Origin of the sequence: Microbacterium sp. 4-7, from assembly GCF_014332665.1 — a bacterium.
GTDB lineage: Bacteria > Actinomycetota > Actinomycetes > Actinomycetales > Microbacteriaceae > Microbacterium.
The window spans coordinates 64718-84854 of record NZ_MCRH01000009.1; the positions used below are offsets into that span (position 1 = coordinate 64718).

Genomic DNA, 20137 nt, shown 5'->3' on the forward strand with positions numbered 1-20137 from the left:
CCAGCACATGCGCATCACCCCCCGGGTCTGGATCGGCCTCGCGATCTACGTCGGCTACGTCGCGGTCATCTTCGTCGTGTCGAAACTGAGCGGGGTGGCGTACACCGAGATCGGCACCTCCGCCGAGTTCACCTGGCGCGGGGCTGTGCTCGATCTCGCGGTCGGGGCGGTGCTGCTCGCCATCACCACGTGGCTTCTGGGATGGTGGAAGCCCGCGCTGTTCGAACGCTCGCGCTCGCACCACAAGTGGCCGATCTTCGTGCCCGCGATCATGCTCGTCGTCGCTGTCGCGAACCTGTTCAACACCGACTGGTCGAAGTTCGACGCGTCATTCCTGCTGTCGCTGCTCGCGCTTGGCCTCGCCGTCGGATTCTGCGAAGAGCTGATGTCACGAGGGCTCCTGCTGACGGCTCTCCGCTCACGCCTCTCCGAGGTGTGGGTGTGGCTGCTCACCTCCCTGCTCTTCGGTGGGATGCACATCATCAACGCCGCGCTGGGCGCCCCCGTCGGCCCCACGCTCGGACAGGTGGTGCTCGCCGCCATGTCGGGCACCTGCTTCTACATCGTGCGTCGGGTGACCGGGTCGCTCATCTGGGCGATGGCCTTGCACGGCCTCTGGGACGTCTCAGTCTTCGCGGTCGGCTTCGCCCCGCTCGGCACGGCCTGGGCCGCGTTCCTGAGCCCGGTGATCGGCATCCTCGCGGTCGCCGTCGTCTACTGGGTGATCAAGGGCGCCGATGAGAAGCCGGTCGCCGCAGCGAGGTCGACAGCGCCAGCGAGCGCCTGAGGGGAAGCGCTCGCGCGACCCCGTCACTCCTCAGGCGATGTAGATCTTGCGCAGCGTCTCGGTGACCGTCCACACGGTTCGCTGGCCCGCGCCCAGGCGCACGACCGACCCGGCGTCGACCTCGATCGCGGGCAGCGCCGGCTCGACGAACTCGATCCGGGCGTGACCTGAGAGCACGACGAACACCTCGTCGACCTCGGTGTCGGATGCCGTGCCCGGCGTCATCTCCCAGATACCGACCTCGACCTCGCCGAGCATCGCCAACGCATGCGTGGCGGTCGTCGGCTGTCCGAGGAGCACGTCGTCGGCCGGCAGCGGTTCGTGCACGAGCGGCAGTGCCACCGCATCGACTCCGGTTCCGGGCGCGAGCTCGCTCACGAGTCGAAGCCCATGCCGACGGCATCCAGCGTCTTGAGGAACAGGTTGCGCTTGCCCTCGTTGTGATCGGCCCGGTTCATCGCGGCTCGCACGAGGTTGACGCCGATCGAGGCGACGGGCTCGGGCGGGAACGGGATCGGCTTCTCGCGCACCATCGCGAGCTCGGTGCGCTCGGTCGGCTCGCCCGAGAGCTTGTCGAGCATCACGTCGGCGGCGAAGCGCGCGGCGCCGACGCCGAGCCCGGTGAACCCGGTCGCGTAGGTCACGCGTCCCTTGCGGGCGGTGCCGAAGAACGCGCAGAAGCGACTCGACGAGTCGATCGCCCCCGCCCACCGGTGCGTGAAGCGCAGCCCCTCGAGCTGGGGGAATGTCGTGAAGAAGTGCGAGGCGAGCTTGCGGTGGCTCTCGGCGCGATCCTCGTACTCGGGTCGCACCTTGCCGCCGAAATGGTAGACCGCGTCGTATCCGCCGAACAGGATGCGGTTGTCGGCGGTGAGGCGGTAGTAGTGGAACTGGTTGGCGCTGTCGGCCAGGCCCTGGCGGTTCGACCATCCGATCGACGCCAGCTGCTCGTCGGTCAGCGGCTCGGTCATGAGCACGTAGTCGTAGACGGGAACCGTCATCAGGCGGTTGCGCTTGAGCAGCGAGGGGAAGACGTTCGTGGCGAGAGCCACGGCATCCGCTCGCACCTGCCCGCCGTCACGTGTGACGAGCGTGATCGCGCTCGATCCGTCGCCGATGACCTCGCGCACGAGCGACTGCTCGTAGATCTCGACCCCGAGTTCGACCGCGACGCGCGCCAGCTCGAGACCGAGCTTGGCGGGGTGCACGAGCGCACAGGCATCGCGCTCCCAGGCGCCGGCGAGGAACGTGTCGGAATGCACCTCGGCCTGCACGGCCTCGCGGTCGAGGAATCCCTCCTCCTCGCGCAGCCACTCGACCTGGTGCGGCTCGACGGCGACGGCCAGCTGGCCGGTGCGCTCGAAGTCGACATCCATGCCGTACCGCTTCACGGTCTCTTCGATGCCGTCGAGGTTCTCGATCCCCAGCTCTTCCAGGCGGTCGATCTCGTCGGGCCAGCGCGTGAGGCCGTTCTCGTGTCCGTGCGTGAGGCTCGCCTCGCAGAACCCTCCGTTGCGGCCCGACGCCGCCCACGCGATGCGCGACGCCTCGAGCAGCACGACTCGGCGCTCAGGGTCGCGCTCCTTCGCACGCACGGCGGTCCAGAGGCCGGCATAGCCCCCGCCGACGATGGCGAGGTCGGCGGTGATGCGGTCGGTGAGCGCGGGGTGCGAGACGCGCTCGACATCATCGAGCCAGAACACGCTGAACGCGGTGTCGCGCAGCGAGGCATCGATCACGGCATCCGCGGGGCGGCGACGTTCGAAGACCGTGGTTCCCATGGTGTTCTCCTGGTTCCGGACCCGCGCCTCAGCGCGTGCCCCAGTTGTAGAGGTCTTTGTAGAGCCCTGCGTAGAGCAGGCTCTCCGTGTGCGTGATACCGGGAATCGTACGGATGCGGGTCGCGATCAGATCGAGCAGGTGGCTGTCGCTCTCGCACACCGCCTCGACGAGGATGTCGAACGTGCCGAGCGTGACGACGACGTACGCGAGCTCGGTGATCTTCGTCAGCTCCTCCGCGATCAGCCGCGGGTCGCCCGTGACGCGGATGCCGATCATCGACATGCGGTTGAAGCCGAGCTGCATCGGGTCGGTCACCGCGACGATCTGGATGATGCCCGCCTCGGTCATCCGCTGCACGCGCTGACGCGCCGCCGCCTCGCTGAGCCCCACCTCTCGGCCGATCTCGGCATAGGGCCGTCGACCGTCCTCCTGCAGCAACTCAACGATCCGCTTCGAGATGTCGTCCAACACGGGCTGCTTCGGCGTGGTGCTCATGTGTCGATATTGACAGGATCGGCGCTCCCTGGCAACTGATTCCATCGTTAAGATCACTTCACTCTTCTGTATTCGTGATCCGATCGCTAGCATGGCGAGCATGGCCACAGAACTCCTACAGAACTTCATCGGCGGGCAGTACGTTCCCGTGAGCGGACAGAAGCGGATGCCGCTGATCGACCCGGTGACCGAGGAGGCCTACGGCGAGCTGCCGGTCTCGGACGCCTCCGACGTGGACGCCGCTTACGCCGCCGCATCCGCCGCGTTCCCGATCTGGCGCGACACCACTCCCGCCGATCGCCAGCTCGCGCTGTTCCGCATCGCCGATGAGATGCAGACCCGCGCCGAGGAGTTCGCCGACCTCGAGTCGAAGGACACCGGCAAGCCGCGTGCCAGCCTCGTAACCGACGAGATCCTGCAGTCGATCGACCAGCTGCGCTTCTTCGCCGGAGCCGCCCGCAGTCTCGAAGGACGCGCGGCGGGGGAGTACCTCGCCGGCCACACCTCGTTCGTGCGCCGCGAGCCGATCGGCGTGATCGGGCAGGTCACCCCCTGGAACTATCCGCTGAACATGGCCGTGTGGAAGATCGCCCCGGCGCTCGCCGCAGGCAACACGGTGGTGCTGAAGCCCGCCGAGTCGACGCCCCTGACCACCCTGCTGCTCGCCGAGATCGTCGCGCTGCACACGCCCGCCGGCACGCTCAACGTCGTGCTCGGCGACCGCGACACCGGCGTGGCACTGGTCGAGCATCCGACGCCGCAGATGGTCGCCATCACCGGATCCGTGCGCGCCGGGATGGCCGTCGCACGATCGGCGGCGAACGACGTCAAACGGGTGCACCTCGAGCTCGGCGGCAAGGCGCCCGCGATCGTCTTCCCCGATGCGAACCTCGACAAGGCGGCATCCGGCATCGTCACCGGCGCGTTCTTCAACGCCGGACAGGACTGCACCGCGGCCACCCGCGTGCTCGTGCACTCGTCTGTGCACGACGAGTTCGTCGCCGCGCTCGTCGAGAAGGCGAAGACGGATGCCCGCACGGGCGCCCCGCACGAGGAGGGCGTGCTCTACGGTCCCCTCAGCAGCGCTGCCCAGCTCGCTCAGGTGCAGGGCTTCGTCGACCGCCTGCCTGCACACGCCACGATCGAGACCGGCGGTGCGCGTCAGGGTGAGAAGGGCTACTTCTTCGAGGCGACCATCGTGTCGGGTCTGCATCAGGACGACGAGGCCGTGCAGGGCGAGATCTTCGGCCCGGTGCTGACCGTGCAGTCGTTCGAGACCGAGGAGCAGGCGCTCGAGATGGCGAACGACGTGCCCTACGCCCTCGCATCCTCGGTGTGGACCACCGATCATGCCCGCGCGATGCGCTTCTCGCGCGACCTCGACTTCGGCTGCGTGTGGATCAACACCCACATCCCGTTCGTCTCCGACATGCCTCACGGCGGTTTCAAGCACTCGGGCTACGGCAAAGACCTCTCGCAGTACGGCTTCGACGACTACACGCGCATCAAGCATGTGATGTCCGCGCTGGACTGACGGCGGGTCTCGGGCTACCAGCGCGAGCGGATGAGCGACCCTCGCGTGAACCGCACCACCGAGATCGTCATCGGCACACTGCCGACGGGGGCATCGAGCGCTCGCGCGAGCAGCAGCTCTGCGGCCGATCTGACCTCGGCGAGCGTCGCGGCGACGCCGCGCACGTCGAGGTCGGCGACGTGCAGCACCCACCACCCGCGCTCCAGCAGGGCCGTCACCTCATAGGGGTACACGGCCGGGGTCGGAGTGTCGATGCGCGACGACGGACGTCGGTCGAGCCGGTGCGGGATGGTCGGTCGCATCGGATGCCTCCTCCCTGTGGTCGTACGGGGCCGCGGTGGCTCCCTGAAGCAAGACGCGCACGGCCGTGGATCATGACGCGGATCAGGGTCCGGATCTCTCGACACGTATGACGCGATGTGTCAAGCTGGGGCGGACGTCGAATCCGGGGGGATCAACTTGGCACGACCACTTGCGGGGCCCCAGACCCTGCTCCGAACACTCAACGGCCGCGCGATCCTCGAGACGCTCGCGCGCCGAGGCCCGCTCACCCGCGCCGAACTGGTCGCCGAGACCGGTCTCTCTCGCACTGCGGTGACGCAGGTGCTGCGGATGCTCGAATCATCGTCGGCGGTCGCCGCTGCGGGCGTCGACCGTGACACGCGGGGACCGGCAGCAGGGCGCGTCTCGCTGCATCCACATCTCGGACTCGCTGCCGCAGTGCACGTCGACGCCCACGCCGCCCACGTCGCGTTGGTCGACCCGACCGGAGCCGTGCGGGCCGAGAGCCACGCCGCCTTCCCCGTGCGCGGGGACCGCGTGCAGCACATCGCCGGGCTCATCGACGCCTGTCAGAGGGCCGTGGCCGGTCCGCTGCTGCTCGCGGTCGTCGGCATCCCGGGCATCGTCACCGCCGACGGGGGCATCCGAGATGATCAGGGTCCCGACGGCGGCGCATTCAAGAACGCCCTGTCGACGCGCCTCGGCTGCCCGGTGCGGGTCGAGAACGACGTCAATCTCGCGGCGCTCGCCGAGCTCTCCGAGGGCGCCGGCGCGGCGCTCAGCAGCTTCGCGCTGCTGCTCCTCGACGACGGACTCGGCGCCGGCATCGTGATCGACGGCTCCCTGCACCGGGGCTTCTCGGGCGTGGCCGGCGAGGTCATGTATCTGCCGCAGAGTCCGCTGCCGATCGGCGCTCCCGTGCTCGGTGACGCCGTCGTGCGCGACCTCGCCCTGGCGAACGGGCGTGACCCGGACGAGACGATCGACCAGCATCTCGACGCTGCCTCCGCCGGCGATCCGGCCGCACTCGCCATGGCCGCCGAGATGGGACGCAGGCTCACCCTGATCGCGGGCAGCATCGCGCTCGTGCTCGACCCCGAGGCGTTCCTCCTCAGCGGCACGGCCGCCCACCCGGCGCTGGCCCGAGCAGCGGTCGCCTTCGCCGAAGAGCTCGCCCCGCAGCTCCCGCTCACCCTCCTCGTCTCGTCGTTCGGCCCGGAGGCGCCGCTGGTCGGCGCAGTCGGTGAGGCGGCATCCGCTCTTCGCGCGACCGTGTTCTCGCGGTTGCTTCCCGCATCGGACAGGAGTCGGCGATGACCTCGGACCTCGCGGATCGCCTCGGCCTTGCGCCGGGAGCCAGGGGCGTGATCATCAACGCCGACGACTTCGGCATGTGCCACGCGGCCAACACGGCGATCATGCAGCTGCTCGATGCGGGGCACATCGACTCGACGACGCTCATGGTGCCGTGCGCGTGGGCACCCGAGGCGCTCGCTTTCGCGGCCTCGCGCGCCGACCTCGACGTCGGCGTGCACCTCGTGCTCACGAGCGAGTGGACCGACTACCGCTGGCGGCCCCTGACCGGCACCGACACCACCCTCGTCGACGACGCGGGGTACTTTCCCGCCGGCGTTCTCGCGATCGAAGAGCTCGCGTCGGTCGACGACGTCACCGCCGAGATCGCCGCACAGCTGCAGACGGCGCTGGATGCCGGGGTCGACGTGACGCATCTCGACAACCACATGGGGTCTGTCTACGGTCTGCTGACCGGGCGGGACTTCCTCGGCCCGGTGTTCGAGCTCGCCGCCCGCAACGGCCTGCCGTTCCGGCTGCCGCGCAGCATGGACGGGACCGGCGACGACGCCGCCCTGCAGGCGAAGCTCGCCGAGGCCTCGGCCGCCGCCGACGCGCTCGGCGTCGAGATCATCGATCGGCTGTGGAGCCACCCGTTCGAAGAGGCTCCGGACGAGTCGTACGAACAGGTGCGCGACGGGTTCATCGCGCTGCTGCGCGCGGTTCCGGCCGGAGTGACCGAGATCTACCTGCATCCGATGGTCGACGACGACGAGCTGCGCGCGGCCGTCGACTTCGGTGCGGCCAAACGCGGGCACGAGCTTCGCCTGCTCTCCGACCCCGAGGTGCTGCAGGTGTTCGCCGACGAGGGACTGGTGCGGCTCGGATGGCGAGATCTGCGCGATCTGCAGCGGAGCCGACGCGCATGACCTCGCTGACGACGCGGCTGCGCGACCGACGACTCGACGCCGCCCCCACGAGGGCTCAGGCCATCGCGTTCGGAGCATCGGGGTTCCCGACCCAGCTCATGGCGCAGACGTTCTCGGCGTTCGTCGTCTACTTCTACGTCAGCCACCTCGGAGTCGCGCCAGCATGGGTGGCCGCGGCGATGATCGCGCACGGCGTGCTGAACGCGGTGCTCAACCCGGTCGTCGGGGCGCTGTCCGACCGCATCCGCACGCCGTGGGGCCGCCGCATCCCATGGATCGGTCTCGGCATCGTGCCGCTCGTGGTCGCCTTCGCGCTGGTGTGGATGCCGCCGGAGCTGCCGACCGCCGGGCTGATCGTCTGGTTCCTGATCGTGGTGGCGGTGTACGACATCGCCTTCGTCGTGGTCGTGCTGAACATCTCGGCGCTGTTCCCCGAGATCTTCCGCACCACCGATGAGCGGGCGCGCGGCAACGTGCCCCGGCAGATCTTCGCGATCCTCGGCATGGTGCTCGGCACCGCGGGTGCCCCTGCGCTGTACGACTCGATCGGCTGGCCGGGAATGGCCCTCGTGCTCTCGGCCGTCTGCCTCGTGCTGCTCGTCTGGTCGTTCTTCGGCGGCATGATCGAGCGTCGAGTGCCCGAGGCCGCATCCGAGGCGATGCGCTGGGGCGACCAGCTGAAGTACACGTTCGCGAACCGGGCGTTCGTGCCCTACGTGCTCGGCTCGCTGTTCATCCAGACCTCGATCGCCGTCATCCTCGCGGCGCTGCCGTTCTACGTGCGCTACTCGCTGGGCGCCGCCGAGGGAGAGGCGAGCCTGCTGCTGGGGGCGATCTTCGTCACAGCCATCCCGTCGATCGTGCTGTGGAGCGCGATCGTGCGCCGCACCTCACCCCGCGCCGCGCTGCTGTGGAGCGTCGCCGTGTTCGGGATCTCCGTGCTCGGCTACCTGCTGCCGTCGACCGTGCTCGCCGCGGCGCTCATCGGCGTCGCGGTGGGCGTCGGCGTCGGCGGTCTGCTGCAGCTGCTCGAGGTCGTGCTCGCCCAGATCATCGACGAGGACGCCACGCGCACCGGTCATCGACGCGAGGGCGCGTATTTCGGGGTGAACGGCTTCGTCGTACGCGGCTCGGTCGTGCTGCAGGCCGTCGTGGCGGCGGTGGTGCTCACGGCATCCGGCTTCGACGCCTCGCTCGGCGATGCGCAGCCGGAGGCCGTCGATGGCGGGATCCGCGTCATGGTCGCGGTGGTCCCGCTCGTCTTCGCCGCCTTCGCGTGGCTGTGCTTCTGGCTCTACCCGATCCGCACGCGCGATCTCTGACCGACGTCAGGACGCGGCCTGACGGGCCTCCCAGCCCGTGCGCACCATCTCGTCGACCGTGTATCGCATCTTCCAGTCGAGGTCACGCGCGGCGAGCTCGCCGGTCGCGACGATGCGGTCGGGGTCTCCCGGACGCCGAGGGCCGATCTCAGGGGTGAAGTCGATGCCCGTGACGCGTGCGACCGCGTCCATGATCTGCTTCACGCTGAGGCCGTCGCCCGAGCCGAGGTTGTACGCGGCCTCGATCGGCTCGCCACCGGCGAGACGCTTCGCTGCCGCGACGTGGGCGGCGGCGATGTCGCCGACGTGCACGTAGTCGCGCACGTTGGTGCCGTCCTCGGTGTCGTAGTCGTCGCCGTTGATGCGGGGGGTCTCGCCGGCGATGAGCTTCTCGAACACGATCGGGAAGAGGTTGTGCGGGCTCACGTCATAGACCGACGGGTCGGCCGAGCCGACCACGTTGAAGTAGCGCAGCGAGGTGTGACGCAGCGGCTTGTCGGAGTCGGCGGTCGCGATCGCCTGGTCACGGAGCAGCCACTCGCCGATGAGCTTGGACTCGCCGTAGGGGCTCGCCGGCTTCTTGGCGGTCTCCTCGACGACGAGCGCCACATCGGGAGTGCCGAACACGGCCGCCGACGACGAGAACACGATGTTGGTGACGCCCGCGGCATCCATCGCCTCGAGGATCACCCGAGTGCCCTCGACGTTCTGCGCGTAGGTGTGCAGCGGGCGCTGCACCGAGACGCCGGCGTACTTGTATCCGGCGACGTGGATGACACCCTCGGCGTCGTGATCGCGCAGCGCCTTCTCGACCAGTTCACGGTCGAGGATGCTGCCCTGCACGAAAGCCACGCCTTCGGGCACGAACGATGCGACGCCGCTCGAGAGGTCGTCGAGGACGACGGGCGTGAGCCCGGCATCCGCCAGTGCGCGAACGACGTGCGAGCCGATGTAGCCGGCGCCGCCGGTCACGATCCAGGACATTGTGCTCCTCAGGGTGGGGAAGTGTTCAGTATCTCAGGTCGCGATCGGCGGACTCTGAGGCCGCTCGTTCACGACGTGGTCGAGCGGGCAGCGGTCACGCGTCGCGATGCGCTCCGGCCGACGGCGTGACGGTGAAGATCACGGGGGAGGTGAAACCGGATGAGGCGAACGCCGCCGACACGGCATCCGTCACCTGCTGCACCGAGTCCTGCTCGACCAGCGCGATCGCCGCACCGCCGAAGCCTCCGCCGGTCATGCGAGCACCGAGTGCGCCGGCCGCGAGGGCCGTCTCGACCGCCGTGTCGAGCTCGGGGACCGAGATCTCGAAGTCGTCGCGCATCGAGGCGTGCGAGGCCACGAGCAGGTCGCCGATCGCACGGGCACCGTCTTCGCGCAGCACCACCACGGTGTCGAGCACGCGCTGGTTCTCGGTGACGACGTGCCGCACGCGGCGGAACGTCACGTCGTCCATGAGCTCCTCGGCGCGGGGCAGGTCGTCGACCGAGACGTCGCGCAGGCTCGGTACGCCCATGATGGCGGCACCGCGCTCGCAGGCCGCACGGCGCTCGCCGTATCCGCCCGTGGAGTGCGCGTGCTTGACCCGGGTGTCCATCACGAGGATGGCGAGGCCGGCCTCGGCGATGCCGACCCGCACGAGGTTCGCATCGAGCGAGCGGCAGTCGAGGAAGATCGCGGCATCCGGCTCACCGAGCATCGACGCCATCTGGTCCATGATGCCGGTCGGGGCGCCGACCGCCTCGTTCTCGGCCTTCCGACCGACGCGGGCGAGGGCGACGCGGTCGAGCCCGGCGGCCCAGAGGTCGTTGAGCGCGGATGCCGTGGCACCCTCGATCGCCGCCGACGACGAGAGCCCCGCGCCCACGGGCACGTCGGACGCGATGGCGATGTCGAGCCCTGAACCGGTGGCCGCGGACGGAGCGACACCGTCGGCCTGGCGCAGCGCCCACGCGACGCCGAGGGGGTAGGCGGCCCACTCGGGCACGCGCGGCGCGGTGCCGGTCGGGGTCGGGAACAGCTCGTCGAGGTCGTCGAGGGAGACCTCGACCGGCTCGTCGGCGAAGGTCGAGGCGACGCGGATGCGGCGGTCGTCACGGATTCCCACGGCGGCGACCGTGCGATGCGGGATGGCGAAGGGCAGCACGAATCCGTCGTTGTAGTCGGTGTGCTCGCCGATCAGGTTCACGCGCCCCGGCGCCGACCAGACGCCTTCGGGGGTGCGACCGGTGAGGTCGGTGAAGAGTGCGCGCGCGGCGTCCTGGGTGGTGGTCATGCGGATGCCTCGTCTGCGTTCTGGTCTGCGGATGCGGTGTGTGCGGCGTCGGCCTTCGCGATGGCCTCGCGGATGCGGGCCGCACCCTGCTCGGGGGTGACCTCGGCGGCCCAGGCCCACATCGCGGCCTCGGATCCCGCGAGGAACTTGAGCTTGTCGGCCGCCCGGCGGGGGCTGGTCAGCTGCAGGTGCAGGCGCACGCTGTCTCGGCCGACGTTCACCGGGGCCTGGTGCCAGGCGGCGATGTAGGGCGTCGGGGTGTCGTAGAGCGCGTCGACACCGCGGAGCAGTCGCAGATAGAGGGGCGCGAGCTCGTCGCGTTCGGCATCCGTCGTCTCGGCGAAGTCCGGAACGTGGCGGTGCGGCATGAGGTGCACCTCCAGCGGCCAGCGGGCGGCGAAGGGCACGAATGCCGTCCAGTGCTCGCCGCGGAAGACGACCCTCTCGGATGCCTGCTCGGACTCGAGGATGTGCTGGAACAGGTCGGGCGCGGTGCGGTCGATCGAGTCGAGCAGGCGCGTGGTGCGCGGCGTCACGTAGGGGTAGGCGTAGATCTGGCCGTGGGGGTGGGGGAGCGTGACGCCGATGGCCTCGCCGCGGTTCTCGAACGGGAAGATCTGCTGGATGCCCGGCAGCTTCGACAGGGCGGCGGTGCGGTCGGCCCAGGCCTCGATCACCGTGCGGGCGCGCGTCACCGACTGGGTGCCGAACGAGCCGGTGTGCTCGGGGCTGAAGCACACGACCTCGCAGCGTCCGACCGAGGTGCGGGTGCGGCCGAGTCCGAGGGCGGCGAGATCGTCGAGCCCGCGGGGAGGGTTGCTCGCCTCAGGAGCGGTGCCGGTCGCCTCGGCGAGGGCGGGGCCGAAGGCGGGCGAGCGGTTCTCGAACACGGCGACGTCGTAGAGCGACGGCACCTCCGAGGGGTTGGTCGGCGACTGCGGAGCGAGAGGATCGGCGTCGGCGCTCGGCATCATCACGCGGTTCTGCCGGTTGGCGGCGACCGTGATCCAGTCGCCGGTGAGTACATCGAGGCGCATCGTGGCGGTCTCGCCGCGGGCGTCGAGCGTGCGGCTGTCGACGGCGCGGTCGGCGCCGAGCGTCGTGTCGGGATCGTCGAAGTAGATCAGTTCGCGGCCGTCGGCGAGCGTCGTCGCGCGCTTGACGATGCCGGCGGAGAGGGTCTCGGTTCGCAACTCAGGAGATTCGGGCGTGTTCACGTAAACATGGTACGCACAGCGCCGTGGTAACGTCAACATTCCGGAGTTGTGAGCGCGTAGAGAGGTTGCCCGTGGACGACGAGCTGCTGCGCGACGATGATCTGCGTCGCGGCGCCGCGCGCCCGCGCCGCCGCCAGGCCCCGTCCGGTCGTGTCTCGATGGCGATGGTCGCCTCCCGCGCCGGCGTCTCGGGTCAGACCGTGTCGCGCGTCGTCAACGCCAGCCCTCGCGTCGACCCCGCGACCCGCCGGCGCGTCGAAGCCGCGATGGCCGAGCTCGGCTACCGCCCCCACCGCGCAGCGCGCGCTCTGCGCACCGGACGCTCGCAGACCATCGGACTCGTCGTCACCACTCTCGCGACGGTCGGCAACTCGCGGATGCTGCAGGCCACCGCCGAGGCCGCGGCTGAACGCGGCTACGCCCTCACCCTCGTCACCGCGGGCGACAGCGTGGCCGACGCCTTCGAGCGCCTGGCCGAGCAGGAGGTCGACGGCGCGATCGTGCTGAACGAGGCGTCGGCGCTGGTACCCGCAGCCGATCGGCCGCCGGGACTGCGCCTCGTGGTCGTCGACGCCCCGGGGTCTGCGGATCTCGCGGTCGTGCACAGCGACCATGTCGGAGGCGCCGCTGCGGCGACCGCTCACCTGCTGGGCCTCGGACACGAGACGGTGCACCACCTCGCCGGGCCTGCCGACTCGTTCGCGGCCGCCGAGCGCGAGCGCGGATGGCGGAAGGCGCTCGCGGAGGTCGGGGTCGAGGCGACCGAGGTCGTCCGCGGCGACTGGACCGCCGAGGCAGGGTTCGCCGCGGGCGAGGCGCTGCGAGCAGCATCCGCCGTCTTCTGCGCCAACGACCAGATGGCGCTCGGGCTCCTCCGTGCGCTCGCCGAGTCGGGGCGGCGGGTTCCCGAGGACGTCAGCGTCATCGGCTTCGACGACGTGCCGGATGCCGCCAACTACCGCCCACCGCTGACGACGATCCGTCAGGACTTCGCCGCCTTGGCGCACCGTGCCGTCGACCTGCTCGTCGCCGACATCGAGGGCGCCGCGGACGGTGCGGCATCCGCTGTCGTCGTGCCGACGCTTCTGGTCGAACGCTCCAGCACGCGCTGAGCCGCGCCGGCCCGCCCCCGCGCCCCGCCCGCCCGCGCTGGGCGCCCCCTACGGTGCGTGGCCAGAAACGCACGTGAATCGCGCCCTTCAGATGTGTTGGTGACCACTCACGCGGCAGGGGCGGCCGCGCCACCGCCCCGCGAACCCGGATAGCGGTTTCCACCCGCCGCTTGCGCGCCCGACGGAGTCGTGGCATGCTGACGGAAAGCGCTTACCCACATCGGGCGACCGGCGCACCGGCTTCCCACAGAACGGACCAGCAATGTCACAGGCGACACCCCGCGAGATCGGGATCATCATGAACGGCGTCTCCGGGCGCATGGGCTACCGGCAGCACCTCGTGCGGTCGATCCTCGCGATCCGCGACCAGGGCGGCATCGAGCTGCCCGACGGATCCCGCATCACGGTCAAGCCGCTGCTTGTCGGCCGCAACGAGGCCAAGCTCGCCGAGCTCGCCGCGAAGCACGGCATCGATGACTACACGACCGACCTCGACGCAGCGCTCGCCGACCCGAAGTGGGAGATCTACGCCGATTTCCTCGTGACCAAGGCCCGCGCCTCGGCCCTTCGCAAGGCGATCGCGGCCGGCAAGGCGATCTACACCGAGAAGCCGACCGCCGAGTCGCTCGACGAGGCCCTCGAGCTCGCGCGTCTCGCGGACGAGGCCGGCGTCAAGACCGGCGTCGTGCACGACAAGCTCTACCTGCCGGGCCTGCAGAAGCTCAAGCGCCTCATCGACTCCGGTTTCTTCGGCCGCATCCTCTCGGTGCGCGGCGAGTTCGGCTACTGGGTCTTCGAGGGCGACTGGCAGCCCGCGCAGCGCCCCAGCTGGAACTACCGCACCGAAGACGGCGGCGGCATCATCGTCGACATGTTCCCGCACTGGAACTACGTGCTCGAGAACCTGTTCGGCGAGGTCAAGAGCGTCTACGCGCAGGCCGCCGTGCACATCGCGGACCGCTGGGACGAGAACGGCGAGCACTACACCGCCACCGCCGAAGATGCCGCGTACGGCATCTTCGAGATCGAGGGCGGCATCGTCGCCGAGATCAACTCCAGCTGGACGGTGCGCGTCAACCGCGACGAGCTCGTCGAGTTCCAGGTCGACGGCACCCACGGATCCGCGGTCGTCGGACTCTTCGGCGCGAAGATCCAGCCCCGCAACGCGACTCCGAAGCCGGTCTGGAACCCCGACCTCGAAGACAGCCACGACTACGACGCCGACTGGCAGAACGTCCCGACCAACGACGTCTTCCTCAACGGCTTCCGTCAGCAGTGGGAGGAGTACCTGGTCTCGTTCGTCGAGGGCACGAAGTACCCCTTCGACCTGCTCTCGGGCGCCCGCGGCGTGCAGTTCGCCGAGGCGGGGCTGACCTCCAGCGCCGAAGGCCGCAAGGTCGCGCTCACCCCGCTGACGCTGGGCTGAGCATGACCACTCTCCGACTTCTCGACGCCGCGGGCGCGGTGACGGATGCCGAACTGCGCGAGGGCGGCGGGTACACGCGTCCGGCCTCTCCGCTGCAGAGCCGCGTCGCGTACGCCGCAGCCCACGTCGTGCCGAAGGTGCACGCCGACAACACCCCGGGGCAGCCCGCCGACATCGACTGGGACTCGACTCTGGCGTTCCGCCGCAACGTGTACTCGTGGGGTCTGGGCGTCGCCGACGCCATGGACACCGCTCAGCGGAACATGGGGCTGGATGCCGCGGCGACGCGCGAGCTCATCGCGCGCAGCGCCGAGGTCGCCCGCGAGGAGGGCGGCTCGGTCGTGGTCGGCGTCAACACCGATCACGTCGCCGAGTCGCACATCTCGCTCGACCAGGTGATCGACGCCTACAAGGAGCAGCTGCACTTCACCGAGGAGCAGGGGGCGGGCCCGGTGCTCATGGCCTCTCGCCACCTCGCCCGTGTCGCTGAGAACGCCGACGACTACCGTCGCGTCTATCGCGAGGTGCTCTCGGCGGCCACCGTCCCGGTCGTGCTGCACTGGCTCGGCACGGCTTTCGACCCCGAGCTCGCCGGGTACTTCGGCGCGGACGACTGGCAGACGGCATCCGCTGTGCTGCTCGACGTGATCGCCGAGAACCCCGACAAGGTCGCCGGCGTGAAGATGAGCCTCCTGAACGCCGAGTCGGAGATCTCGGTGCGCGAGCGACTGCCGCAGGGTGTGCGCATGTTCACCGGCGACGACTTCAACTACGTCGGCCTCATCGGCGGAGACACCGTGGGGCAGGGTGACGGGCACTCCGACGCGCTGCTCGGCGCGTTCGCGGCCATCACTCCGGTCGCCTCCGCGGCGATCCAGGCGCTCGATGCCGGGGACCCCGAGCTCTACCTCGAGATCCTCGGCCCGACCGAAGAGCTCAGCCGCCAGGTGTTCGCCGCGCCGACCTTCTATTACAAGACCGGTGTCGCCTTCCTCGCCTGGCTCAACGGGCACCAGCCCGCGTTCCAGATGGTCGGCGGACTGCACTCGGCGCGCAGCCTTCCGCACCTCAGCCGCATCGTCGAGCTGGCGAACGCGTCGCTCGCCCTCGAGAATCCCGAACTCGCTCGCGAGCGCTGGCACGGGATGCTGCGCCTGAACGGAGTGGACCTGTGACCGTCGACCCGCGCCTGTCGATCAACCAGGCCACGATCAAGCACGCAGACCTCGCGACGGCGCTGCGGGTGACGGCGGATGCCGGCATCCAGGCGATCGGCCTGTGGCGCGAGCCCGTGAACGAGGTCGGGCTCGACGTCGCTGCGCAGATGCTCGCCGATTCGGGGCTGCGCTTCACGACCCACTGCCGCGGTGGTTTCTTCACCCTTCCGGAGGGGCCGGATCGCATCGCTGCGCTCGACGACAACCGCCGAGCGATCGAGGAGACCGCGACCCTCGCCGCCGCGGGCGCCGACGGATCGACGGCCGTGCTCGTGCTCGTGGCCGGCGGCATCCCGGTGGGATCGCGCGATCTGATCGGCGCGCGCGAGCGTGTGCGCGACGCGATCGGCGTGCTCGCGTCCGACGCGAAGGCGGCGGGCGTGACGCTGGCGATCGAGCCCCTGCATCCGATGTACGCCTCCGACCGCGCGGTCGTCTCGACGCTCGGGCAGGCGCTCGACATCGCGGCCGATTTCGATGCCGACGTCGTGGGCGCGGCGGTGGACACGTTCCACATCTGGTGGGATCCGCAGGTGCTCGAGCAGATCACGCGCGCCGGCCGCGAGGGGCGCATCGCGACGTACCAGGTGTGCGACTGGAAGACCCCGCTCGCCGCCGATGTGCTGCTGTCGCGGCACTACACGGGTGACGGCGTGATCGACTTCGGCTCGCTCACGCGGGCCGTGATCGACACCGGATACGACCGTGACATCGAGGTCGAGATCTTCAACGCCGACATCTGGGCGGACGCTCCCGAGCACGTCGTCCGCCGTACGGCCGAGACCTTCGGCACCGCGATCTCGCCGCATCTGCGCTGACGTCCGCCGGGATCCGGTCGGGGTCGGGGTCCGGTCGGGCACCGGGATCCGGTCGGGCACCGGCCGCGAACGTCCGCGAGTGGGCCACGCTTCCACCGTCTGCAGGACCCGAGCACGGATGCAGGGCCGTGACACCGTTTCCGTCCTGCATCCGTGCCTGGGTCCTGCAGACGGGACGGGGTGCGGCGGTCTTCTCGTCCGACGGGACCGGACCGGAAAAGACCGGACCGGAAAAGACCGGACCGGACCGGACCGTTCGCCGGAGCACGTGCAGGACCCGAGCACGGATGCAGGGCCGTGACACCGTTTCTGTCCTGCATCCGTGCCCGGGTCCTGCAGATGGGACGGGGCACGGCGGTCTTCTCGTCCGACGGGACCGGACCGGACCGGACAAGACCGGACCGGTCCGGACGCCGCCGAAGACCGGATCCCCACCCGGGAACCGCCCACCTGTACGCGGCGGTCGCGCACGGCGCAAGCCCCGAGACACCCCGCCGAACGATTGAGAGGATGACGTCATGACGAAGATCCGCCCAGGACTCTGCTCGGTGACCTTCCGGTCGCTGAGCGCCGAACAGGTGGTCGACCTCGCTGCCGACGCCCGACTCGAGGTCATCGAGTGGGGAGCCGATTCGCACGTGCTGCCCGGCGACGTCGAGAAGGCCGCGAGGGTCGCGACGCTCACGACGGATGCCGGGCTCGTCGCGTGCTCCTACGGCTCGTACTTCCGTGCCGGTACCGATGAGCCGATCACCCCCGTGCTCGACACCGCCGAGGCGCTCGGTGTCGATCGCGTGCGCGTCTGGGCAGGGCCGATCGGGTCCGACGAGGCGTCGCCGCAGGACTGGGCGTCGACGATCGCCCGATTGCAGGATGCTGTCGATGAGGCCGCCGCCCGGGGAATCTCGCTCGCGCTCGAGTTCCACTCCGGGACGCTCGCCGACACCGCCCCGACGACGCTGCGGGTGCTCGACGAGGTGGCTCGGCCGACGCTCAGCTCGTACTGGCAGCCGACGGTCGGTGCCACGGTCGATGCGGTGCTCGACGAGTACCGCGCGATCGCCGACCGGGTCAGCGCCGCGCACGTGTTCTCGTGGTGGCCGGATCACGAGAGGCTTCCGCTGCGAGCGAGGGATGCCCTGTGGACCCGCTTCTTCGCGGAGGCGCTGTCCGCGACGACTCCGCCCCGCGATGCGCTGCTCGAGTTCGTACCCGGCGATGATCCGACGCTGCTGCGTGGCGAGGCGGCGACGCTGCGCGCCTACCTCTCCCTCTGAGCCATGCGCCCCCGCAGCCCGGTCGCCGGACCCTCCCCGGCATCGCCCTCACCGCGCAGTATGCTCAGGGCATGAGTCAGCAGGAAAGCCCTTCCCGCGTGCGTCAGCCGCGGCATTCGCGGGGCGCGGCCCCGACCCTGCACGACGTCGCCCGTGAGGCCGGGGTCTCGCTCGCCACGGCATCCCGTGTTCTCAACGGATCCGAGCGCAAGGTGGCCGAGTCCTTCCGTGAGCGCGTCGAGCAGGCGGCCGCCGAACTGGGCTACACGGCGAACGCATCGGCGCAGGCGACCGCCCGAGGAAGCTCGCCCGTGATCGCGCTCCTGGTCGCCGACATCGCCGACCCCTACTTCGGACTCATCGCGGCCGGTGTCGCCCGCGGAGCCGACGAACAGGGCCTGGTCGTGACGATCGCGATCACCGAGCGGGATCCGGCACGCGAGGCGCGCATCGTGCGGGCCCTCCGTGGGCAGCGACCCCAGGGCCTGATCCTCGCCGCATCGCGCACGAACGAGCCGACGGACTCCGACACCTCACGCGAGCTCGCGGAGTACGCCCGCTTCGGTGGACGCGTGGTCACGTTCGGCGCCGGCAGCGCAGACAACCGCCACGTCGAGATCGACAACCGCGCCGGCGCCGAAGCGCTCGGTCGCCGCATGGCGTCTCTCGGATACCGCTCCGCCATCGCGATCGGCGCGGCCGAGGGAGTGCTGACGTCAGACGAGCGTCTCGCCGGATTCCGCGCCGGATTCGAGACCGACGGCGGGGCCATCGAGCAGGTGATCCGCGGCGACTTCCGCCGCGAATCGGGTGCGCAGGCGATGACGGCGGCCCTCGCCGACGGCGTCGAACCCGGAACGCTCGTATTCGGCATGAGCGACGTGGTCGCGATCGGAGCGATGGCGGCGATCCGCGAGGCCGGTCGTGAGGTCGGCGCCGACATCGCGGTCTGCGGCTTCGATGACGTGCCCTCGAGCAGCGATGTCACCCCGGCGCTCACCACCGTGCGCGTGCCGCTCAGTGAGGTCGGATATCAGGCCTTCCGTGCGACGGTCGACGCCGACTGGCAGCAGGCTCCGCTTCCGCTCGAGGTCATCGTGCGGGCGAGCACCCCCGGACTCACCCGATGACCCGCGTGGTGCTGGCGCCGGACAGCTTCAAGGGCACGATCACCGCGGCGGATGCGGCGGCATCCCTCGCCGAAGGCTGGTCATCGGTCGAGCCGACCGCGACGTTCGTGCACCGCCCCATGGCTGACGGCGGCGAGGGCACCGTCGCCGCGTTCGAGGCGGCCGTGCCGGGAGCGCGACGCATGCCGGTCGTCGTCGACGGACCCGCGGGGCTGCCGCTGGAGACGAGCTGGCTGCTGCTTCCCGTCTCGGGGGATTCTCCCGGGGGGACCGCCGTCGTCGACCTCGCCTCGACCTCGGGCATCGAACTGCTCGACGAACTGCGTCCGTGGGATGCCGACACCACCGGATTCGGCCAGGCGATCGCCGCCGCCCTCGACCACGGCGTCACGCGACTGGTCGTCGGCATCGGGTCGAGCGCGTCGACCGACGGCGGCACCGGGATGCTGACCGCCCTCGGCGCGCGATTCCTCGATGCCGCCGGTGAGCCGGTCGCGCGAGGAGCCCGCGGTCTCGCCGACATCGCCTCCGTCGACCTGAGCGGCCTGCGCACGGTGCCGCAGGTGCGCGTGCTCACCGACGTCACGAATCCCCTCGTCGGCCCGCGGGGCGCCGCAGCCGTGTTCGGACCGCAGAAGGGTCTCGTCGGCCCGGAGCTCGACGAGGTGGATGCCGGACTCGCGGGCCTCGCCGAACTGCTCGGCCTCGACTCCGCACTGCCGGGCACCGGAGCCGCCGGTGGCACGGGCGGTGCGCTGGTCGCCTGGGGTGCGACGCTCGCCCCGGGCGCCGCCGAGGTGGCGGACCTGATCGGCCTCGCCGACGCAATCGCCGACGCCGACCATGTCATCACAGGGGAGGGGTCGTACGACGGTCAGTCCGGAGACGGCAAGGTGCCCTCGTTCATCGCCGGCCTCGCGTCGACGACCGGTGCGACCGCCCTGCTCGCCGCCGGACGCATCACGGCCGACTCCGACACCGCGCTGTTCACGGCATCCGCGTCGCTCACCGAGATCGCCGGATCGTCGGATGCCGCGCTCGCCGACCCCGCCCGCTGGTTGCGCGAGGCCGGAGCCCTGCTCGCCCGCTCGGTCTGACGCATCGCGTCCGCGCGCGTCGGCCCCCGGTGGGGTTCGCTGGTGCGCAGCATCCGTCCGCATCCTTCCGCATCTTTTCGCCCGGGTTGCCCCGCCCCCGCGGCATCCGCCCGCCAGCCCGTCGGGACCACTTTCGCAGCCGGC

Annotated in this window: 19 protein-coding genes; 12 read left to right on the forward strand and 7 right to left on the reverse strand. The window is 70.4% G+C overall.

Features of this window, described 5'->3' with window-relative positions; translation table 11 throughout:
- The first annotated feature begins 7 nt into the window (after positions 1–7).
- Positions 8–787 carry a CPBP family intramembrane glutamic endopeptidase gene (locus BEP68_RS17650; protein WP_222839524.1) on the forward strand — a complete coding sequence of 260 codons (780 nt, stop codon included), beginning with the start codon at positions 8–10 and terminating at the stop codon, positions 785–787.
- A gap of 30 nt (positions 788–817) precedes the next feature.
- Here the strand turns inward: BEP68_RS17650 and BEP68_RS17655 are convergent, their stop codons facing one another.
- From BEP68_RS17655 to BEP68_RS17665, 3 genes are read right to left on the reverse strand one after another with little or no spacing between them, the layout of a single operon-like run.
- Positions 818–1165, reverse strand: coding sequence for a cupin domain-containing protein (locus BEP68_RS17655; protein ID WP_187250744.1), 348 nt, complete (start codon positions 1163–1165; stop codon positions 818–820).
- Positions 1162–2568 (reverse strand): NAD(P)/FAD-dependent oxidoreductase, encoded by a 1407-nt coding sequence (locus BEP68_RS17660; RefSeq protein WP_187250745.1) that lies wholly within the window; start codon positions 2566–2568, stop codon positions 1162–1164. The genes BEP68_RS17655 and BEP68_RS17660 overlap by 4 nt, the downstream gene beginning before the upstream one ends.
- 28 nt (positions 2569–2596) lie before the next feature.
- Positions 2597–3064 (reverse strand): Lrp/AsnC family transcriptional regulator, encoded by a 468-nt coding sequence (locus tag BEP68_RS17665; RefSeq protein WP_053097765.1) that lies wholly within the window; start codon positions 3062–3064, stop codon positions 2597–2599.
- Between the two features lie 100 nt (positions 3065–3164).
- Between BEP68_RS17665 and BEP68_RS17670 the strand changes: the two genes are divergently transcribed.
- Positions 3165–4598, forward strand: a complete 1434-nt coding sequence (locus BEP68_RS17670; protein ID WP_187250746.1) for a gamma-aminobutyraldehyde dehydrogenase — start codon at positions 3165–3167, stop codon at positions 4596–4598.
- 14 nt (positions 4599–4612) lie between these two features.
- On the opposite strand, the gene BEP68_RS17675 is transcribed toward BEP68_RS17670, so the two are convergent.
- On the reverse strand, positions 4613–4900 hold the full coding sequence (locus tag BEP68_RS17675; RefSeq protein WP_053097764.1) for a hypothetical protein: 288 nt from the start codon (positions 4898–4900) through the stop codon (positions 4613–4615).
- A 157-nt stretch (positions 4901–5057) separates the two neighbouring features.
- Here BEP68_RS17675 and BEP68_RS17680 point away from each other — a divergent pair, with 157 nt between their 5' ends.
- From BEP68_RS17680 to BEP68_RS17690, 3 genes are read left to right on the forward strand one after another with little or no spacing between them, the layout of a single operon-like run.
- Positions 5058–6197 (forward strand): ROK family protein, encoded by a 1140-nt coding sequence (locus BEP68_RS17680; protein WP_072591897.1) that lies wholly within the window; start codon positions 5058–5060, stop codon positions 6195–6197.
- Positions 6194–7102, forward strand: a complete 909-nt coding sequence (locus BEP68_RS17685; RefSeq protein ID WP_056279274.1) for a polysaccharide deacetylase family protein — start codon at positions 6194–6196, stop codon at positions 7100–7102. The genes BEP68_RS17680 and BEP68_RS17685 overlap by 4 nt, the downstream gene beginning before the upstream one ends.
- Entirely contained in the window at positions 7099–8424 is a 1326-nt protein-coding gene (locus BEP68_RS17690) for an MFS transporter (RefSeq protein WP_187250747.1), read from the forward strand. The genes BEP68_RS17685 and BEP68_RS17690 overlap by 4 nt, the downstream gene beginning before the upstream one ends.
- A 6-nt stretch (positions 8425–8430) precedes the next feature.
- Here BEP68_RS17690 and galE read toward each other — a convergent pair whose 3' ends face one another.
- From galE to galT, 3 genes are all read right to left on the reverse strand, one after another.
- Positions 8431–9408: a UDP-glucose 4-epimerase GalE gene (gene galE / locus BEP68_RS17695; protein WP_053097760.1), complete on the reverse strand. Its 978-nt coding sequence runs from the start codon at positions 9406–9408 to the stop codon at positions 8431–8433.
- A gap of 94 nt (positions 9409–9502) precedes the next feature.
- Positions 9503–10699 (reverse strand): galactokinase, encoded by a 1197-nt coding sequence (galK, locus tag BEP68_RS17700; protein ID WP_187250748.1) that lies wholly within the window; start codon positions 10697–10699, stop codon positions 9503–9505.
- Positions 10696–11916 (reverse strand): galactose-1-phosphate uridylyltransferase, encoded by a 1221-nt coding sequence (gene galT / locus BEP68_RS17705; protein ID WP_053097758.1) that lies wholly within the window; start codon positions 11914–11916, stop codon positions 10696–10698. The genes galK and galT overlap by 4 nt, the downstream gene beginning before the upstream one ends.
- Before the next feature lie 158 nt (positions 11917–12074).
- On the opposite strand from galT, the gene BEP68_RS17710 reads away from it, so the two are divergent.
- From BEP68_RS17710 to BEP68_RS17740, 7 genes are all read left to right on the forward strand, one after another.
- Entirely contained in the window at positions 12075–13028 is a 954-nt protein-coding gene (locus BEP68_RS17710; RefSeq protein WP_187250797.1) for a LacI family DNA-binding transcriptional regulator, read from the forward strand.
- 262 nt (positions 13029–13290) lie between these two features.
- Complete coding sequence (locus tag BEP68_RS17715; RefSeq protein WP_053097757.1) at positions 13291–14454, forward strand: Gfo/Idh/MocA family protein; 1164 nt, start codon at positions 13291–13293, stop codon at positions 14452–14454.
- Positions 14455–14456: 2 nt separating this feature from the next.
- The gene (locus BEP68_RS17720) at positions 14457–15629 is read left to right on the forward strand and encodes a dihydrodipicolinate synthase family protein (protein WP_056279283.1); all 1173 of its coding nucleotides are present in this window, start codon (positions 14457–14459) and stop codon (positions 15627–15629) included.
- Positions 15626–16489 carry a sugar phosphate isomerase/epimerase family protein gene (locus BEP68_RS17725; RefSeq protein WP_053097755.1) on the forward strand — a complete coding sequence of 288 codons (864 nt, stop codon included), beginning with the start codon at positions 15626–15628 and terminating at the stop codon, positions 16487–16489. Before BEP68_RS17720 ends, BEP68_RS17725 begins: the two co-directional genes overlap by 4 nt.
- A gap of 518 nt (positions 16490–17007) precedes the next feature.
- Positions 17008–17766, forward strand: a complete 759-nt coding sequence (locus BEP68_RS17730) for a sugar phosphate isomerase/epimerase family protein (RefSeq protein ID WP_187250749.1) — start codon at positions 17008–17010, stop codon at positions 17764–17766.
- 71 nt (positions 17767–17837) lie between these two features.
- Positions 17838–18896 (forward strand): LacI family DNA-binding transcriptional regulator, encoded by a 1059-nt coding sequence (locus BEP68_RS17735; RefSeq protein WP_082297895.1) that lies wholly within the window; start codon positions 17838–17840, stop codon positions 18894–18896.
- Positions 18893–19993: a glycerate kinase gene (locus BEP68_RS17740; RefSeq protein WP_187250750.1), complete on the forward strand. Its 1101-nt coding sequence runs from the start codon at positions 18893–18895 to the stop codon at positions 19991–19993. Before BEP68_RS17735 ends, BEP68_RS17740 begins: the two co-directional genes overlap by 4 nt.
- Positions 19994–20137: the final 144 nt, after the last annotated feature.

What these genes read in the sequence shown, in the direction of transcription:
- BEP68_RS17650 (WP_222839524.1), top strand. Translation starts at nt 8, where the DNA reads ATGCGCATCACCCCCCGGGTCTGGATCGGCCTCGCGATCTACGTCGGC.
- BEP68_RS17660 (WP_187250745.1), bottom strand. Translation starts at nt 2,568, where the DNA reads ATGGGAACCACGGTCTTCGAACGTCGCCGCCCCGCGGATGCCGTGATC.
- BEP68_RS17665 (WP_053097765.1), bottom strand. Translation starts at nt 3,064, where the DNA reads ATGAGCACCACGCCGAAGCAGCCCGTGTTGGACGACATCTCGAAGCGG.
- BEP68_RS17670 (WP_187250746.1), top strand. Translation starts at nt 3,165, where the DNA reads ATGGCCACAGAACTCCTACAGAACTTCATCGGCGGGCAGTACGTTCCC.
- BEP68_RS17675 (WP_053097764.1), bottom strand. Translation starts at nt 4,900, where the DNA reads ATGCGACCGACCATCCCGCACCGGCTCGACCGACGTCCGTCGTCGCGC.
- BEP68_RS17685 (WP_056279274.1), top strand. Translation starts at nt 6,194, where the DNA reads ATGACCTCGGACCTCGCGGATCGCCTCGGCCTTGCGCCGGGAGCCAGG.
- BEP68_RS17690 (WP_187250747.1), top strand. Translation starts at nt 7,099, where the DNA reads ATGACCTCGCTGACGACGCGGCTGCGCGACCGACGACTCGACGCCGCC.
- galE (WP_053097760.1), bottom strand. Translation starts at nt 9,408, where the DNA reads ATGTCCTGGATCGTGACCGGCGGCGCCGGCTACATCGGCTCGCACGTC.
- galK (WP_187250748.1), bottom strand. Translation starts at nt 10,699, where the DNA reads ATGACCACCACCCAGGACGCCGCGCGCGCACTCTTCACCGACCTCACC.
- BEP68_RS17710 (WP_187250797.1), top strand. Translation starts at nt 12,075, where the DNA reads ATGGCGATGGTCGCCTCCCGCGCCGGCGTCTCGGGTCAGACCGTGTCG.
- BEP68_RS17715 (WP_053097757.1), top strand. Translation starts at nt 13,291, where the DNA reads ATGTCACAGGCGACACCCCGCGAGATCGGGATCATCATGAACGGCGTC.
- BEP68_RS17720 (WP_056279283.1), top strand. Translation starts at nt 14,457, where the DNA reads ATGACCACTCTCCGACTTCTCGACGCCGCGGGCGCGGTGACGGATGCC.
- BEP68_RS17730 (WP_187250749.1), top strand. Translation starts at nt 17,008, where the DNA reads ATGACGAAGATCCGCCCAGGACTCTGCTCGGTGACCTTCCGGTCGCTG.
- BEP68_RS17735 (WP_082297895.1), top strand. Translation starts at nt 17,838, where the DNA reads ATGAGTCAGCAGGAAAGCCCTTCCCGCGTGCGTCAGCCGCGGCATTCG.
- BEP68_RS17740 (WP_187250750.1), top strand. Translation starts at nt 18,893, where the DNA reads ATGACCCGCGTGGTGCTGGCGCCGGACAGCTTCAAGGGCACGATCACC.